The organism is Streptomyces sp. NPDC058008 (assembly GCF_042886395.1).
Classification (GTDB): domain Bacteria; phylum Actinomycetota; class Actinomycetes; order Streptomycetales; family Streptomycetaceae; genus Streptomyces.
The window spans coordinates 72,405-89,407 of sequence record NZ_JBHVQX010000003.1; the positions used below are offsets into that span (position 1 = coordinate 72,405).

General features: G+C 70.7%; 10 protein-coding genes. 5 read left to right on the top strand and 5 right to left on the bottom strand.

All coding sequences use genetic code 11. From position 1 onward, the window contains the following. The first annotated feature begins 177 nt into the window (after positions 1-177). The 4 genes from ACFVS9_RS03960 to ACFVS9_RS03975 all read left to right on the top strand — a co-directional run bounded on the left by ACFVS9_RS03960 (position 178) and on the right by ACFVS9_RS03975 (position 4,342). Entirely contained in the window at positions 178-1,155 is a 978-nt protein-coding gene (locus tag ACFVS9_RS03960; RefSeq protein ID WP_383115032.1) for a tetratricopeptide repeat protein, read from the top strand. Positions 1,156-1,754: 599 nt separating this feature from the next. Then, complete coding sequence (locus ACFVS9_RS03965) at positions 1,755-2,408, top strand: DUF6230 family protein (RefSeq protein ID WP_383115031.1); 654 nt, start codon at positions 1,755-1,757, stop codon at positions 2,406-2,408. Between the two features lie 94 nt (positions 2,409-2,502). After that, a complete protein-coding gene (locus ACFVS9_RS03970; protein WP_389929867.1) occupies positions 2,503-3,069 on the top strand; it encodes a DUF6114 domain-containing protein in 567 nt (188 codons plus the stop codon). After that, positions 3,059-4,342, top strand: coding sequence for a hypothetical protein (locus ACFVS9_RS03975; RefSeq protein ID WP_389929870.1), 1,284 nt, complete (start codon positions 3,059-3,061; stop codon positions 4,340-4,342). Before ACFVS9_RS03970 ends, ACFVS9_RS03975 begins: the two co-directional genes overlap by 11 nt. 183 nt (positions 4,343-4,525) lie before the next feature. Here the strand turns inward: ACFVS9_RS03975 and ACFVS9_RS03980 are convergent, their stop codons facing one another. From ACFVS9_RS03980 to pta, 5 genes are all read right to left on the bottom strand, one after another. Next, positions 4,526-5,194, bottom strand: a complete 669-nt coding sequence (locus ACFVS9_RS03980) for a hypothetical protein (RefSeq protein WP_389929872.1) — start codon at positions 5,192-5,194, stop codon at positions 4,526-4,528. Positions 5,195-5,196: 2 nt separating this feature from the next. Next, the gene (locus tag ACFVS9_RS03985) at positions 5,197-9,915 is read right to left on the bottom strand and encodes an RICIN domain-containing protein (protein WP_389930078.1); all 4,719 of its coding nucleotides are present in this window, start codon (positions 9,913-9,915) and stop codon (positions 5,197-5,199) included. An 897-nt stretch (positions 9,916-10,812) separates the two neighbouring features. Then, complete coding sequence (gene pyk, locus ACFVS9_RS03990; RefSeq protein ID WP_383118639.1) at positions 10,813-12,240, bottom strand: pyruvate kinase; 1,428 nt, start codon at positions 12,238-12,240, stop codon at positions 10,813-10,815. Between the two features lie 74 nt (positions 12,241-12,314). After that, positions 12,315-13,520 carry an acetate kinase gene (locus ACFVS9_RS03995; RefSeq protein WP_389929874.1) on the bottom strand — a complete coding sequence of 402 codons (1,206 nt, stop codon included), beginning with the start codon at positions 13,518-13,520 and terminating at the stop codon, positions 12,315-12,317. 41 nt (positions 13,521-13,561) lie between these two features. Continuing rightward, the gene (gene pta / locus ACFVS9_RS04000; RefSeq protein ID WP_389929876.1) at positions 13,562-15,634 is read right to left on the bottom strand and encodes a phosphate acetyltransferase; all 2,073 of its coding nucleotides are present in this window, start codon (positions 15,632-15,634) and stop codon (positions 13,562-13,564) included. A 221-nt stretch (positions 15,635-15,855) separates the two neighbouring features. Here pta and ACFVS9_RS04005 point away from each other — a divergent pair, with 221 nt between their 5' ends. Beyond that, a complete protein-coding gene (locus tag ACFVS9_RS04005; RefSeq protein ID WP_383118642.1) occupies positions 15,856-16,881 on the top strand; it encodes an ATP-dependent 6-phosphofructokinase in 1,026 nt (341 codons plus the stop codon). The last annotated feature ends 122 nt before the right edge of the window (positions 16,882-17,003 follow it).

Consider the following 17,003-nt stretch of genomic DNA (forward strand, 5'->3'; position numbering starts at 1 on the left):
GCGCCACGAACGATCGACAGCCACAGGCGCCGGGTGGGGACCCGGCACCGAACACGGGGTTTTTCAGGGCCCCGGGACCGTTTCCGTCCGCGCGCCGCGTACACCGGCGTGGCCGTGGACGGGAGCGGTTCACGGATCGCTTTCCGGAACGGTGCGCACAGGGGGGAGGATGTACGTATGCAGCCTAGGAACATGTCCATGAGCGGCGTCGTCGACCTCGCCGCTGTGAAGGCGGCCAACGACGCCAAGGCGAAGGCCGAGCAGGCCCGCGCCGAGTCCGCCCGGCAGGGGGGCGGCGGTGCCGTGGCACCCGCCTCCCTGGTGATCGACGTCGACGAGGCGGGTTTCGAGACCGACGTCCTCCAGCGCTCCACCGAAGTACCCGTCGTCATCGACTTCTGGGCCGAGTGGTGCGAGCCGTGCAAGCAGCTCGGCCCGCTCCTCGAGCGTCTGGCCGCCGAGTACAACGGCCGGTTCGTGCTGGCCAAGGTCGACGTCGACGCCAACCAGATGCTGATGCAGCAGTTCGGGATCCAGGGCATCCCGGCGGTCTTCGCCGTGGTGGCCGGGCAGGCGCTCCCGCTCTTCCAGGGCGCCGCCCCCGAGAGCCAGATCCGGCAGACGCTCGACCAGCTGATCCAGGTCGGCGAGGAGCGTTTCGGTCTCACCGGGATCGTCGTCGACCCGGACGCCGGAGCGGGCGACGCCGAGAGCGCCCCGGCCGAGGTGCCCGCCGGACCGTACGACGCGCAACTGGAGGCCGCCGCCCAGGCGCTGGACGCCAACGACTTCGACGCCGCGGTCCAGGCGTACCGCGGTGTCCTGTCCGACGACCCGGTCAACACCGAGGCGAAGCTGGGCCTCGCCCAGGCCGAACTCCTGGGGCGTGTCGCCGGCATGGACCCGCAGGAGGTCCGCAAGGAGGCCGCGGAGAACCCGGCCGCCCCGGCGGCGCAGATGGCCGCCGCCGATCTGGACCTGGTGGGCGGTCACGTCGAGGACGCCTTCGGACGGCTCGTCGAGACGGTCCGCCGCAACTTCGGTGACGACCGCGACGCCGTACGGGTGCGGCTGCTGGAACTCTTCGAGGTGATCGGCCCCGACGACCCCCGGGTCACCGCCGCCCGGACCGCCCTGGCGCGCGTCTTGTTCTGATGTGACAACACGGCCGTGGAGCCCTCGGGGCGCCACGGCCGTTTTCGCCGTCGGACGACAAGTAACGCATTCGCTTTACCAAAACTTGATAAAAGTACGTGCTGTTACTCGCAGTAAATCGCCTCCACGGGTCTGTCCGGTTTGAGGCTGTAATCCCGTCATTCGTACGTCCCTTCGGTGCCACCCTGTGTGGCCGGACGGTACCCCGCTGTCGTGTCCTGGTTATCGGGTCGTTACTAGCCAGTAACGACCCCCCTTGTGTCAGCGCCGTGAATGCACCACGATCGGCCACGCTCGGTCCAATGCCCGCCGGCCCGGCCACCAGTCGGCGCGGGTGGGTCTGTTGGGTCCCCACCGGGTGGTCGGCGGCAGTGGCGCCGATCGCGGACAGGGGGGTTCCTGCCCTGGGCAGGGCCTGTCCGGACCGGTCGCGCAGACGCGTGGCCAGTGGTTGTCGCTCGGGGGTGATCGCCGGTGATTCGGATGCGGTACGCGCCTCCGGTCAGGGCGCTCTCCTTCCCGAGGACGTAGCACTTCTCCCATCCCAGGGCGGGCGCGATGCCCGTACCGGAGATGTACGTCCGAGAAGGAGGAAATATATGAGTTCGCAGGTTCGCGGTGGTACCAGATGGAAGCGTTTCGCTCTGGTCATGGTGCCGAGTGTCGTCGCGACCGCCGCGGTCGGCGTCGGCCTGGCGCAGGGCGCGCTCGCCGCGTCGTTCAGTGTCTCCGGCCAGGAGTTCAAGGTCAGCGCCGCTGAACTCGAGGGCTACGACTTCGTCCAGTACGGCAGCGTGGCGACGGGCAAGACCCTGAAGGGCAAGGACATGGCCGCCCCGGTGGCGGTGTCCGGCTTCAGCAAGGCCTACATCACCAACATGTGCCAGTCGGTCGTCACGCCTGACCTGCCGTTCGGTCTGGGCAACGTCACCCTCCAGCTCAAGGCGGGCGGCGCTGGGCACGACCGTGTCTACGCCAAGGACCTCTACCTCGATGTCTCGCAGCTCGACGCCGACGCGTCGTTCACGAACATCGACATCGGTGTCGCGGCCGGTTCCCTCAAGGACCCGAACAACCCGGATTCCATCGGCATCCAGCCCGGAACCCAGGCGAACCCGTACGGCTTCTCGCAGCGTGCCGAGAAGGCCGTGCTGAAGGGCGTCAAGCAGAAGGCGTGGGCCACGACGGCAGGCACCTTCAACCTCAGCGGTCTGCAGCTGAAGCTCCACAATGGCGTCAAGGAGTGCTACTAAGCACCCGCCGGGGTGGCCGGGGCCCGTGCAGCGGACCCCGGCCGCCCACCCTTCTTCTTCTCACAGCAGTACCGGTTCCAGGGAGCTGTTTTCCATGAGCCCCGAGTCCACAGGGCAGAACGAGCACTACCTCACCGTCTACCGGCGGGGATTCCGCGCCTGGCGGGGTAACCGGCCTTTCTGGGCGGGCCTGTTCACCATCCTGGGTGGCCTACCCATCGCGTACTTCCCCTACGCGAACATGCACCTCGGCAACATGACGATCGCGATGTCCACCACCGCCGGCGCCGGGTCCCTGATCATCGGGGTCCTCCTCGTCACGCTGGGTCTCACGATGTGGTTCCACCACATCGTGCGGGTGTTCGCCGGTGTCGCCGCGATCCTGCTCGCCCTGATATCCATACCGGTCGCCAACATCGGCGGTTTCGTCGTCGGCTTCCTGTTCGCCCTCATCGGTGGAGCTCTCTCCATCTCCTGGGCCCCGGGCGACCCGGAGGCAGCACAGGCCCCCGACGGTCCGGAGGCACGGACGGTCCGGGACGACGTCCGTGCGGCGCCGGAGTACGACCGGGCATCCCACGACACGGCCGAGGAGCCGCGGGGGCCGATGCTGTTCAAGGCGGTGGCCGAGGCCGACGGCGGGAGGCACCGTGCGGGGTGACGACAGCCGGACGGACGACCTCGGGCCGCAGGACCTTCCGGAGCGAAGAGGGCCCCGCCACGCGGCGCCCAGGAAGTCGCTCCTGACGAAGCTCCACATGCCGGCGGGCAAGAAGGCGTTCGCGCTCGCGGCGATGCCGACGGCGGTCTTCGTGGGCATGGGGCTCACCCCCAGGCTGGCGATGGCCGACGACAGCTCGGACATCCCCTTCGCACCCGGGCCGTGTGTGACCCGCTCCGACGAGCCGTCCGAGTCCCAGGAGCCGACCCCGAGCGCCACGCCGTCCGACGACGTGGGCAAGGACGACGCGGGCAAGGACGACGCCGGCAAGGACGACGCCGGCGAGGACGACGGGCCCGCGACACCGGAGCCCTCCGCGAGCTCGACCGCGGGCGCGTCCGACGAGGACAAGCCCGCGGAGACCTCCGGTGGCAAGGCCGCCACATCGGCCACCCCCGCACCCACCGAGTCGAAGAACCCCCTCGACCCGCTGGGCGTGGGTGACGCGCTCAAGGACCTCTTCGGCGGACAGGACAAGGAGACGGCCGCGCCGTCCCCCAGCGCCACCGCGACGACGACCCCCGGGCCGTCGAAGAGCGCCGCCGCCCCCGAGCCGGTGGAGAAGGCGAAGGACACGGCGAAGGAGACGGTCGACAAGACCACCGACGCCATCCGTGGAGCGGCCGAGAAGGCGGGCAAGGACGTCGAGGAGCTCGACGACGACGTCAAGGGCCTCGACCCCGTGAAGGACGAGGACATCCCGGACGGCGCCAAGGAGCGCTTCCCCTGCCCGACCGCCGACCCCGACGCGCTCGCCGCGGCCGAACTGGAGCCCGGCATCCCGCTGCTCCCCAACGACCCCTGGATCCTGGAGTCGTCGAAGCTCACGCTCACCGGGCTCGACTACGCGGGCATCGTCGAGGTGCGCAAGGGGGACGGCAGCACCAAGAAGGCGCTGAAGTTCACCGCGAGCTCCATCGACATCAAGGACCTGCACCAGCTGACCAAGGGTCCGGCCGGAACCACCGGTCACGTCAAGGCGAGTGAGGGCTCCACGTCCACCATCCGCAACGGCACGGTGACGATGTACACGGAGGAACTGAAGGGCAACCTCTTCGGCCTCATCCCGATCACCTTCAGCCCGGAGAGCCCGCCGCCGCTGAACGTCCCCTTCGCCTTCTTCACCGACGTGAAGGTGACCCAGGCCGGCCAGTTCGGCGGCACGCTCACCGTCCCCGGCCTGCAGAACTACTTCACCGGCGGCAACAGCTAGACCCCGCAGACCCGTTCGGGAGCCGCACAGGACTGCGGGCCGTACCCCTCACCGAGGGGTACGGCCCGCAGTCGTCTCCGGGTGCGCCGCCGTGGGCCGGCCTGCCGCAGCCGGGGCAGCGGCCCCCGCGTGTACGGGTCCGGGCGGGGCGGGCTCTGCTTCTCCCGACCCGCCCGGACGCGTTCAGCGCCGGTTGAGACCTTCCTCCACCAACAGGTCCGGGTAGCCGAGGCGTCTGCCGAGCGCCACGAACGCCTCGAGGGTGCTCGTGTCGACCGGGACGGAGTACGCCTTCATCGCCCGCAGGAACAGCCGAAAGCCGAGGTCGGCACAGACCTGGACCACCACCTGTTCCAGCGCCGGTACCAGACCCGTCCGCGGCAGGGAGTTGAACCGCTGTCCCACCTCGTCCGCCAGCGTCAGATCATGGGCGGCCCGGCCCATCACCCGCAGGACGGCGTCGCGCAGCGCGTCGTCCGTCACCGGATCGGCGGCCGGCGGAACGAAGCCGGGAGCACGGCGGACCTCGGCGGAGAGCCATGCGGACCCGATCCTCTCCAGCCAGGCCCGAGGAGCGACATCCTCCTTGCACGGGTCGAACACGTGGTCCGTGGAGCCGACCCACGCCGTCCGTACGGTCCCTTCGGGCAGCGCGGAATCCAGCAGGCGCCGCACGTCGCGTCCCAGTTGCAGCGCCGCCGAACCGTCCAGGTCGGACACCGACCGCTCCGCGATCAGGACCATGGCGGAGACCGGTCCCCGTTCGACCAGGCAGTCGAGTTCGGCGGGAAGCAAGTCGGTCAGCTCTCCGCACTGCTCCGAAAGCCAGGAGAGACCGGTCTCACGCGTCATGTTCACTCCGGATAGGCGGTGTAGACGACCCAGGTCCTGGGTTTGGCATGCCCCTTGGCGAACTTCAGCTCCAGGTGCACGACGTTGCCGACGGCGACACCCTGCGGACCGTCCTTCACCCACTTCCGGCCGAGGGAACTACCGAATCCCGAGACCGGCACACGGATGGTCAGCAAGTCCTTCCGCGGGTCGAAGCTGATGCCCTTGCCGACCCTCTGAGCCTGCTTGATCCTCCATGATTCCAGCTTCTTCGCGTTGCCGGGCACCTTGATCCAGTCGGTCATGGCCTGGTCGACCGCCCCGGTGGCGGTCGCCTGGTCCGTCCACTTCGTGGACGTGCCCTTCTCCACCGCCTTCTCGGCCATCCTGGCGTCGCTGGGGTTCACGTGCTCGCCGATGGTGTGGGCGCCCTCGATGCCCTCGTCGCCGACGATGCTGGTGCAGTTGTGGACGAGCACGTCCTGCGGGCGGTCGCCGCCGGTGCCGACGTAGAACGTGCGGAAACCGTCGACCGTGAGGTCGTACACCTCGCTGGGCGCCAGCCCCGTCCGGTCCTCGATGCCGTGCACCCGGTGGAGGGTGCCCTCGGGGGTGCGCAGGCGGTCGCCCACCCGCAGATCCGAGACGAGCGTCCAGCCCCGTCCCTCGACGTGGAACCGGTGCCCGGCCGTGCTGGTCAGGAGCCCGTCGCCGACGGTGATGTCCACGAGGCGCGTGGTGTCGTGGCGGAACGTGTCGCTCACCGGCTGAGCCGCCGACCGGCCGGTCGCCGGATCGGTGGCCAGTACCGTCTCACCCACGCGTACGTCGCTGATGGCCTTGCGTGAACCGTCCGCCATGAGGACACGTGTGCCGGCGGGGAAACTGTTGGTCCTGCAGAGCGTGACCAGGTCCTCGTAGCTGTTGACCGTGTTCTCGATCCGCGCGAGCGTCGCGGGATTCACGTCCAGGGCCTTCAGCGCGACGAACGCCTCCCGTACGCCGATCCCGGTCTTCATCGCAGCGTCAAGGGCTCTGATCCCCTCGACGACCTTCCCGAGCGCCTTGCCGGGGACGAAGTTGGAAGCGGCCCAGGCGCAGCCGCTGACACTGCCGTGCCAGCAGTCCACGAAGTCCTGGACCAGGATCGCCTTTCCGATCTGGAGGTAGGTCTGGAGAAGCCCCTTGAGGATGTCGGCCTGGGTGAAGGTCTGGGTGATCTTCCTGGTCAGGCCCTTGAACGGCTCGGCTCCCAGGTGCACGGTGTCCGATGACGGGCACCCTGACACGGTGGCCGGGACATCGGCGTTGGTGCACAGGTAGAAGTCGACCATCACGTCGAACGTGTACGTGAAGGTGACGGTGCAGCTCGTACCGAAGCCGGGCGGCAGCTCGCACGGCTTGTCCTGCTTGGTGTCCGTGACCTTGACGCTGTCCTCGTCGACGACGAAGAACGTGCCACCGATCCCTGTGCCGGCGCCGCTGCTCACCTGCTGGTTCGCCGACTTGCGCTCGGCGGACGCCGCCGCCTCCTGCGCGGATTCGGCGTACTTCTGGGCGTCCTTGGCTGCTTCTTCAGCCGCGGTCGCGGCCACGTCGGCCCGAGTGGCGGCGGCTCGGGCGTCCGCTGCTGCCTCCTCCGCCTCCGCCGCGGCCGCGCGGGCGGCACCGGCGTCGAGGGCGGCCTGGTCGGCGGAGTCACGGGCCTGGACGGCATAGCTCTCGGCGCGGCCGGCCGCCGCGTCGGCCGCTGCCGCGTCGGCCGTGGCCTGGCGGTCGTACTCGATGGTGCGGGCCAGTGACGTCTGCGCCTTGGCGGCGGCGGTGGCCGCGTCCGCGGCGTAGCCGAGAGCCTCCTTGGAGTACCCACGGGCGTCCGCCGCGTGCCGGGCCGCGTTCGCCGCGTGCTGGTAGGCGGCCTTGGCGTCGCCCTGTGCCTTGTCGGCGATGACCTGAGCGCTCGCCGCCTCCTCCGCGGCGTTCTTGGCGTGCGTGTCCGCGACGGCCTTCTGCTGCTCGGCGATCGTCTTCGACGCCTGGCCCGAGAGGACCACCAGCCCCGCGGCGGAGTCCTTGGAGACGTACGGAGAGCCGAGCTGGATGGCGTCGTTCGCGGGTTCGGCGACCTGGGAGGCGGCGTTACCGGCGTCGACAGCGGCCTGGGCGGTGATGTAGGCGTAGCCCGCGGCCTTGACCGAGGCCACCACGGCCTTGTCGGCTTCCTTCTGCGACGCGTCGGCGTGCGACTTGGCGGCCTTGGCCTGCGCCTCCGCCTCGTCTGCCAGCTCGACCGCCGTCTTCGCCTCGGAAGCGGCGTGCCGGGCGGCGTCGATGGCGTCGGCGGCCGTACTCGTCGCGGTCCTCACCGCGGCGTCAGCCTTCAGCTTCGCCGCCTGCGCGCCGTCCGACGCGGCGCGCGACCGCTTCGCGGCCGCCTCGGCCCGCGTTGCCGCCGCGTCGGCGTCGGCTGCCGCCTGGGTCGCGGCATCAGCCTCGGAACGCGCCCGGCCGGCAGCGGCCTCGGCGTTGTCGGCGTATCCGGACGCCGCGTCCGCGGCCGCTCTGGACGCTGTGGCGTTGTCGTCGGCCTCGTGCGCCTCGGCGAAGGCCTCCTTCGCATCCGCCTTGGCGCGGGCCGCGTCGGCCTTCTGCTCGGCGTCCCAGGCGTCGTCGCGCAGGTCGCGCGCCTTGTCCCGGGCCGTCTCCGCGTCATCCTTGCGGGCGACCGCGGTGGCCTCCGCGGCCTCCGCCTTGTCCTTGGCGTCCTTCGCCTTCGACGCCTCGCCCTCGGCGTTCTGCTTGTGCTGGGCTGCCTCGGCCTGCTTGGCGGCGGCTGTTGCCTTCTCCTTCTTCGCCGTCGCCTCCTCGGCCTCGGCGGCGAGCCGCTTGGCGTGGGCGTCGGCGGCCGCGGCCTTGGCGTCGCCCTCGGCCTTCAGGGTCTCGGCGAGCTTGGCCTCCGCGGTCTCCTTGTCCTTCTTGGCGTTGTCGCGGTGGATCTTGGCCGCGTCCGCCGCCGCCTTGGCCTGCAACTCGGCGGCGTACGCCGCCTGCTTGCGGAACTCGGCCTTCGACTGCGCCGCCTGGGCGAGTGCCCGCTGGGTGATCGTCGCGCTGTCACCGGCGGCTGCCCGGGTGGCTGCCTCGGCGGTCTCGCCCGCCTTCACCATGGCGGTGAGCGCGGCGGCCGCGCCCTGGGTGACCTGTGCCTTCTGCTGGCCGACCAGCAGGCCGCGGCCACGCGGCGCGCCGTTGGCGTCCGCGACGGCGTAGGCGGCCTGCTCGGCGGTGGCACTGGCCGTGGCTGCCTTCGCCGCCGCCGCTGCCTGCGCCTTGAGGACGGCGAGCTGCGCCTTCGCGGAGGCCTGGGCCGCGACGATCCCCTTCTTCGCCTTGTCGAACTGGGCCGTCGGCGGAAGGGTGCCGTTGTGCGCGGACACCTTGACGGTGAATTTCTGCGCGCTGGTGGTGTTGCAGGTGTACGTCAGCGCGTCCTGGCCGTTGGTGAACGACGGCAGGTTCAGGCACTTGCCGGTGCCGACGTTCTTCAGGGCCGTGGTGGCCCGGACGTTGTACTCCCAGGTCTGAGCCGGGGAGCTGTTGCACGTCCAGAGCTGGATCTTCGTGCCGTTCGCCGAGTTGTTCGACGACACGTCGACGCACTTCTGCGCGTTCACGTTGCGCAGGTGCAGCCCGGCGTCGTCACCGGAGACCTCCCACTGCTGCCCCGCGGTGCTGTTGCACGTGTACATCTGGACCACGGTGCCGTTGGTCTTACCGCCGCCGGCGGCCTCCAGGCACTTGCCCGCCGCTCCGGGGACCTGGATCACCGTCGGTGAGCTGCCGATCCAGCCGATGCCGCCGGAGGCCCAGTAGTCCTGCCATCGGGTGAGGTGGTCGGTGACCCAGGAGTGGCCCAGCATCTGGCCCAGGGCCTGGGAACCGGCCACGAGGGCCTTCGTGGCGTCCTTGTTGGCGTTCAGGAGCTGGTCGCGCTGCGTGGCCTGGGAGGCGATCTCCTGCTGCCACTCGGTGGCCGCGGTCGCGGAGACACCGCCCAGCACCTTGCTCGGGTCGATCGGATCACGCCAGGCGCACGAGGCGAACCGGGACTTCAGGTCCTCGACCGCGATGCGGTGCTCGGGGGTGCCCGGGGCGGGCGCGGTACGCGCGAGTCCTCCGGAGGCGAGGAAGAGGCGGGCGTTGTCCGCGCCGGTGGGCTCCAGGGACCAGTCCGTCAGGTGCTCGAACGCGGCCTGTTCGGCGAGCGCACGGTTCCACTCGTCCCTGGGGAGGCCCGGGTCGGGGTCCTGCCCGTACAGCGGGGTGCCCAGGTCCTTGACCGCCTTGAGCGTCGCGGCGTCCGCCGGCGGCGTGGGGTCCTCGTAGAAGTCGCTCTCGTCCTTCCAGAAGCGGTCGGCGATCCAGGTGGTCAGGCCGGTCTGCTCGTGGAAGTCCTTCCGGCCGTCGTTGCTCGTGCCCGGCGGCCAGTGGAAGGACGTGTTGGTGAAGCCGGCCGGGGTGTCGAGCCCGTAGACCGGAGCCTTCCAGCCTTCGTTGAGCGCGTTGACGGCGTCCAGTTCGGCTTCCGCGGCGTCCCGGTCCCTGGTGTAGGCCGTCGCGAGCGGGGTGTCCTCCCAGTGGTCCCGGTTAGCCAGCACATGGAGCTGTTCGGGCGTCTTGCCGAGAGCGTCCTGCGCCGTCCGGGCCATGGACGACCCGCCGAGCCGCAGGACGTCGCTCATCAGGCACTGGTCCTGGCGCAACTGTTCGGCGGCGGTGTCCTCGTACCAGTCGTAGGAGTCGCCGGCCGGTTCCATGGCCGGTCCGGCGAACCGGTCGGACAGGTCCGCGCGGACTCCGAGACCGGCCAGGAGTGCTACGGCGAGCAGGGGCGGGACGAGGCGGGCGGACCGCGTGACCCGTCGGGGCACGGGTCTCGGCGACCCTGGAGATGTGGAACGCAACTGCGCATCCTCTGCATGAAGGAACGGACACGACCGGGAGGTGGCTGACGGCCGGCTCAGGGGCGCTGTGCGCGGGCCTTCCGGCCCGGCCGCACAGGGTCAGGAGCGGCGGTTGCGTCCGTCCGGTATGAGAGGCGCTGACTGCGGATGGTGCTGCATGGCGACATGACTTCCCCCCGGTGTCACGGTGTCCCCCCGGTCGCTCGAATGACGTTGCACGATCGCGGAGATGAGACGGATCCGGTCAGGGTGCGGCATCACTTTAGATAGAAGTCGACTCTTCAGGGTGCGAGAAATGAGCATCCCGGCTCGCAGGTTGGCGCGAATCGGGTTGTTTCTGCACCACCGGGTGAGGGGCCCGTCCTGCGCGGGGACCTTCGGGAGCACGTGGCGGCCTGTGAGGGAGATGTGAAGGAGTGGTGACGGAGTCCGGAGGAAACTGGCTGAATGTCGCCTGTGCGTCGAGGCTCGACGGAGTCCGGCGGTCCGCTCCGGCGCGGGCGGCCCCCGGATCGTTCACGCCGGGCGCGGCGCCGGAACCGCCCTCTTCCGGCCGCCCGGCCGCCGGGGCGTGGCCTCCCCGCCTTTGTCACGGCGCGCTCTGCCCCGCCGGACTGGGCGGCGGGCCCGGGTTGAGTACCGGGGCACGGGCCACAGTCGTGCGGGCGGGGCCGGTCAGGCGCGCTCGCCGCTCAGGTGGTGCACCCGGACCATGTTGGTGGTGCCGGGGACACCGGGGGGCGAACCGGCGGTGATGACCATCGTGTCGCCGTCGCTGTAGCGGTTCAGCTTCAGCAGCTCGGCGTCCACGAGGTCGACCATGGCGTCCGTGTTGTCCACGTGCGGCACGACGTAGGACTCGACGCCCCAGCTCAGCGCGAGCTGGCTGCGGGTGGACTCCTCCGTGGTGAAGGCCAGGATCGGCTGCGCGACGCGGTAGCGGGAGAGGCGGCGGGCGGTGTCACCGGACTTGGTGAAGGCCACCAGCGCCTTGCCGTCCAGGAAGTCCGCGATCTCGCAGGCCGCCCGGGCCACCGAACCGCCCTGCGTACGCGGCTTCTTGCCCGGCACCAGCGGCTGGAGGCCCTTGGACAGGAGCTCCTCCTCGGCGGCGACGACGATCTTCGACATCGTCTTGACCGTCTCGACCGGGTACGCGCCCACGGAGGACTCCGCCGACAGCATGACCGCGTCCGCGCCGTCCAGGATCGCGTTGGCGACGTCGGACGCCTCGGCGCGGGTCGGCCGCGAGTTGGTGATCATCGACTCCATCATCTGGGTCGCCACGATCACCGGCTTGGCGTTGCGGCGGCACAGCTCGATGAGGCGCTTCTGCACCATCGGGACCTTCTCGAGCGGATACTCGACGGCGAGGTCGCCGCGGGCGACCATCACACCGTCGAAGGCGGCGACGACGCCCTCCATGTGCTCGACGGCCTGCGGCTTCTCCACCTTGGCGATGACGGGGACCCGGCGGCCCTCCTCGTCCATCACCTTGTGCACGTCCTTGACGTCCTCGGCGTCCCGCACGAAGGACAGCGCGACCAGGTCGCAGCCCATCCGCAGGGCGAACCGCAGGTCCTCGACGTCCTTCTCGGAGAGCGCGGGCACGTTGACCGCCGCACCCGGGAGGTTGATCCCCTTGTGGTCGGAGATGACACCGCCCTCGATGACGATCGTGGTGACCCGGGGGCCGTCGACCGAGACGACCTTGAGCTCGACGTTGCCGTCGTTGATCAGGATCGGGTCACCCTTGGTGACGTCCCCGGGCAGCCCCTTGTACGTGGTGCCGCAGACCGACCTGTCGCCGGCGACGTCCTCGGAGGTGATCACGAACTCGTCCCCGCGGACCAGCTCGACCGGCCCCTCGGCGAACTTGCCGAGACGGATCTTGGGGCCCTGGAGGTCGGCGAGGACGCCGACCGCGCGGCCGGTCTCGGCCGCGGCCTTGCGGACGCGGTCGTAACGGCCTTGGTGTTCCTCGTGGGAACCGTGACTGAAGTTGAAACGGGCCACGCTCATGCCGGCCTCGATCAGAGCGACGAGCTGCTCATGGGAGTCGACGGCGGGACCGAGGGTGCAGACGATTTTGGAACGGCGCATGAGGCGGATCCTATCGGTTTGTTTCACTGCGGAATATTCCGTCTGGTGGAAGATACAAAGGGGCGCGGGCCCGCTCAGTTGTGGACCAGGGCGAAGGTCTGGCCGGCGATCTCCAGCTCCTCGTCCGTAGGTACGACGGCGACCGCGACCCGCGCGCCGTCGGGGGAGATCAGCCGCGGTTCGCCGGACCGTACGGCGTTGCGGTCCGCGTCCACGGCCAGGCCGAACCCCTCCAGTCCCGCGAGCGCAGCCTCTCGCACGGGAGCCGAGTTCTCCCCGACCCCCGCCGTGAACACCACGGCGTCCACCCGGCCGAGGACCGCCGAATAGGCGCCGATGTACTTCTTCAGCCGGTGGACGTAGATGTCGAACGCGAGCGCGGCGCGCTCGTCGCCCTCGTCCACCCGGCGCCGGATCTCCCGCATGTCGTTGTCGCCGCAGAGGCCGACCAGGCCGCTCCTCTTGTTCAGCAGGACGTCGATCTCGTCCGCCGACATCCCCGCCACCCGCTTCAGGTGGAAGGTGACGGCCGGGTCGATGTCCCCCGAACGCGTACCCATGACCAGCCCCTCCAGGGGGGTCAGCCCCATCGACGTCTCCACGCAGCGCCCGCCCGCCACCGCGGAGGCCGAGGCGCCGTTGCCCAGGTGCAGCACGATCACGTTCACCTCGGCCACGGGGCGGCCCAGCAGCTCGGCCGTCCTGCGTGACACGTACGCGTGCGAGGTGCCGTGGAAGCCGTAGCGGCGGATGCGGTGCGCGTCGGCGGTCTCGACGTCGATCGCGTACCGCGCCGCGTACTCCGGCATCGTCGTGTGGAACGCGGTGTCGAAGACCGCCACCTGGGGAAGGTCCGGGCGCAGCGCCCGCGCCGTGCGGATCCCGGTGATGTTCGCCGGGTTGTGCAGCGGGGCGACCGGCACCAGCCGTTCGATCTCCGTCAGCACCTCGTCGGTGACGACGGTGGGCTCGCTGAACCTCAGCCCGCCGTGCACCACCCGGTGGCCGATGGCCGCCAGCTCGGGGGAGTCCAGGCCGAGCCCGTCGGCCGCCAGCTCCTCGGCGGCGGCCTTCAGCGCCTCCTCGTGGCCCGCGATCCGGCCGGTGCGCTCGCGGGTCCCCCCGCCCCCGGCCGGGGTGTGCACCAGCCGGGAGGACGACTCGCCGATCCGCTCGACCAGACCGGTGGCCAGCCGCGAGCGGTCGCGCATGTCCAGCAGCTGGTACTTCACCGACGAGGAACCGGAATTGAGCACGAGAACGCGGTGGGCGTCAGTCATGGAGCGGGAACCTCCGCTGGTCGGGTCGGTGGACATGGCGGTCATTCCTCGCTCTGCGCCTGGATCGCCGTGATGGCCACCGTGTTGACGATGTCCTGGACCAGCGCGCCGCGGGACAGGTCGTTGACCGGCTTGCGCAGTCCCTGAAGGACCGGGCCGACCGCGACCGCGCCGGCGGAGCGCTGGACCGCCTTGTAGGTGTTGTTGCCGGTGTTGAGGTCGGGGAAGACCAGTACGGTCGCCCGGCCCGCCACCTCCGACGCCGGCAGCTTGGTCGCGGCGACGGACGGCTCGACCGCCGCGTCGTACTGGATCGGGCCCTCGATCCTCAGGTCCGGCCGTGAGGCGCGTACCCGCTCCGTGGCCTCCCGCACCTTGTCGACGTCGGCGCCCGTGCCCGAGGTGCCCGTCGAGTACGAGAGCATCGCGATCCTGGGCTCCACGCCGAAGCGGGACGCGGTGACCGCCGACTGCACCGCGATGTCCGCGAGCTGCTCGGCGTCCGGGTCGGGGTTGACGGCGCAGTCGCCGTAGACCAGCACCTTGTCGGCGAGGCACATGAAGAAGACGGAGGAGACGATCGAGGCCTCGGCCTTCGTCTTGATGATCTCGAACGCCGGCCGGATCGTGGCCGCCGTGGAGTGCACCGAGCCGGAGACCATGCCGTCGGCCAGGCCCTCCTGGACCATCAGGGTGCCGAAGTAGTTGACGTCCGAGACGACGTCGTAGGCCAGCTCCACCGTCACCCCGCGGTGTGCGCGCAGCACGGCGTACCGCTCGGCGAAGCCCTGGCGCAGCTCCGAGGTCTGCGGGTCGACGATCCGGGTCCCGGCGAGGTCGATGCCCAGATCGGCCGCCTTCTTGCGGATGACGTCGGTGTCGCCGAGGAGGGTCAGGTCGCAGACGTCGCGGCGCAGCAGCACGTCGGCGGCGCGCAGGACGCGCTCCTCGGTGCCCTCCGGCAGGACGACCCGGCGCCGGTCGGAGCGGGCCTGCTCCAGCAGTTCGTGCTCGAACATCATCGGGGTGACCCGGCCGCTGCGGGCCACGGAGATCCGCTCCAGCAGCGCGCCGGTGTCCACGTGGCGCTCGAAGAGACCGAGGGCGGTCTCCGCCTTGCGTGGCGTCGCCGCGTTCAACTTGCCTTCCAGTGCGAAGAGTTCGCCCGCCGTGGGGAAGGACCCCCCGGTCACCGCGATGACCGGGGTGCCGGGGGCGAGGCGGGCCGCCAGCCGGAGTATCTCCTCGCCGGGGCGCTCGTTCAGGGTCAGCAGGACACCGGCGATGGGCGGGGTGCCCGCGCTGTGCGCGGCGAGCGAACCGATGACCAGGTCGGCGCGGTCGCCGGGGGTGACGACCATGCAGCCCGGGGTCAGGGCCTTCAGGAGGTTCGGCAGCATGGCGCCGCCGAACACGAAGTCCAGCGCGTCCCGGGCCAGCCCCGAGTCGTCGCCGAGCAGAACCGTTCCGCCCAGCGCGGTGGTGATCTGGGCGACGGTGGGCGCGGAGAGCGCGGGATCGTCCGGAAGGACCGAGCAGGGGACCGGGAGCTGCTCCCTCAGCCGTTCGGCGATGTCCGAGCGGTCCTCGGAGGCCACCCGGTTCACGACCATGGACAGGACGTCGCAGCCGAGACCGGCGTAGGCCCGGTAGGCGTTGCGCGTCTCGGCGCGGACGGACCCGGCGTCCTGGTCCTTGCCGCCGACCACCGCGATCACCGAGGCGCCGAACTCGTTGGCGAGGCGGGCGTTGAGGGCCAGTTCGTCGGGGAGCTGGGTGGCGGCGAAGTCGCTGCCGAGGACGAGCACGACCTCGTAGTCGCGGGCCACCCGGTGGAAGCGCTCGACGAGCAGGGAGACCAGCTCGTCGGTGCCCTTCTCCGCCTGGACCGCGGAGGCCTCCTGGTAGTCCAGGCCGAAGACGGTCTCCGCGCTCTGCGACAGCCGGTAGCGCGCCCGCAGCAGCTCGAACAGGCGATCGGGCCCGTCGTGGACCAGCGGGCGGAACACACCGACCCGGTCCACCTGACGCGTCAGCAGCTCCATGACGCCCAGATCGACGACCTGGCGGCCGTCTCCCCGGTCGATCCCGGTCACGTACACACTGCGCGTCACGCGTGGTCTCCCGTCCTGAATGGCTGGCATTGCCCTCTTGACGATACCTATCCGGGCAGGTATGTCGCCCGCCGGGCAGCGGCCCCCGGAGGCCCCGCACCGGTGCGGCCGTGAGCGCGAGCGCCCGGCCGGGCGTGGGACAATCGTCATGGCTCACGGTACGGGGGTTTCTCGACGGGTCCCCGGAATGCATGGCACTAGCGAGCAGGAGACAGAGCGGGATGCGCATCGGAATTCTCACCGCAGGCGGCGACTGCCCAGGCCTGAACGCTGTGATCCGGTCGGTCGTGCACCGTGCCGTGGTGGGGCACGGCGACGAGGTCATCGGCTTCGAGGACGGCTTCAAGGGACTGCTCGACGGCCACTTCCGGCCCCTCGACCTGAACGCGGTCAGCGGCATCCTGGCCCGCGGCGGCACGATCCTCGGCTCGGCCAGGCTGGAGCGCGACCGGCTGCGCGAGGCCGCCGAGAACTGCGCCGAACTGTCCATGCGTTACGGCATCGACGCGCTGATCCCGATCGGCGGCGAGGGCACGCTCACCGCGGCCCGCATGCTGTCCGACGCCGGGATGCCCGTCGTCGGCGTCCCGAAGACCATCGACAACGACATCTCCGCCACCGACCGGACCTTCGGCTTCGACACCGCCGTGGGCGTCGCGACCGAGGCCATAGACCGTCTCAAGACCACCGCCGAGTCCCACCAGCGGGTGATGGTCGTCGAGGTCATGGGCCGCCACGCGGGCTGGATCGCCCTGGAGTCCGGCATGGCGGGCGGCGCCCACGGCATCTGCCTGCCCGAGCGCCCCTTCCAGGTCGACGACCTGGTCAAGATGGTCGAGGAACGCTTCGCGCGCGGCAAGAAGTTCGCCGTCGTCTGCGTCGCCGAGGGCGCGCACCCGGCCGAGGGCTCCATGCCGTACGCCAAGGGGGAGATCGACCAGTTCGGCCACGAACGCTTCAAGGGCATCGGCAACCGCCTGGCCGCCGAGCTGGAGCTGCGCCTCGGCAAGGAGGCCCGGCCGGTCATCCTCGGGCACGTGCAGCGCGGTGGCACACCGACCGCGTACGACCGGGTGCTGGCGACCCGCTTCGGGTGGAACGCCGTGGAGGCGGTGCACCGCGGCGACTTCGGCCGGATGACGGCCCTGCGCGGCACCGAGATCGTGATGGCCCCGCTGGCGGACGCGGTGACCCGCCTCAAGACGGTGCCCAGCGACCGGATGTACGAGGCCGAGTCGGTCTTCTGAGGCCCGGCCCCACCGGCCCGGCGGCGTACCCGGCCCCGGCCGTCCCCCGTGGACGTCCGGGGCCTCCGCGCCTCCGGAGCGCCGTCGGGCCCCGGCCGTGCGGGCCGGCCTCCCCGCACGGG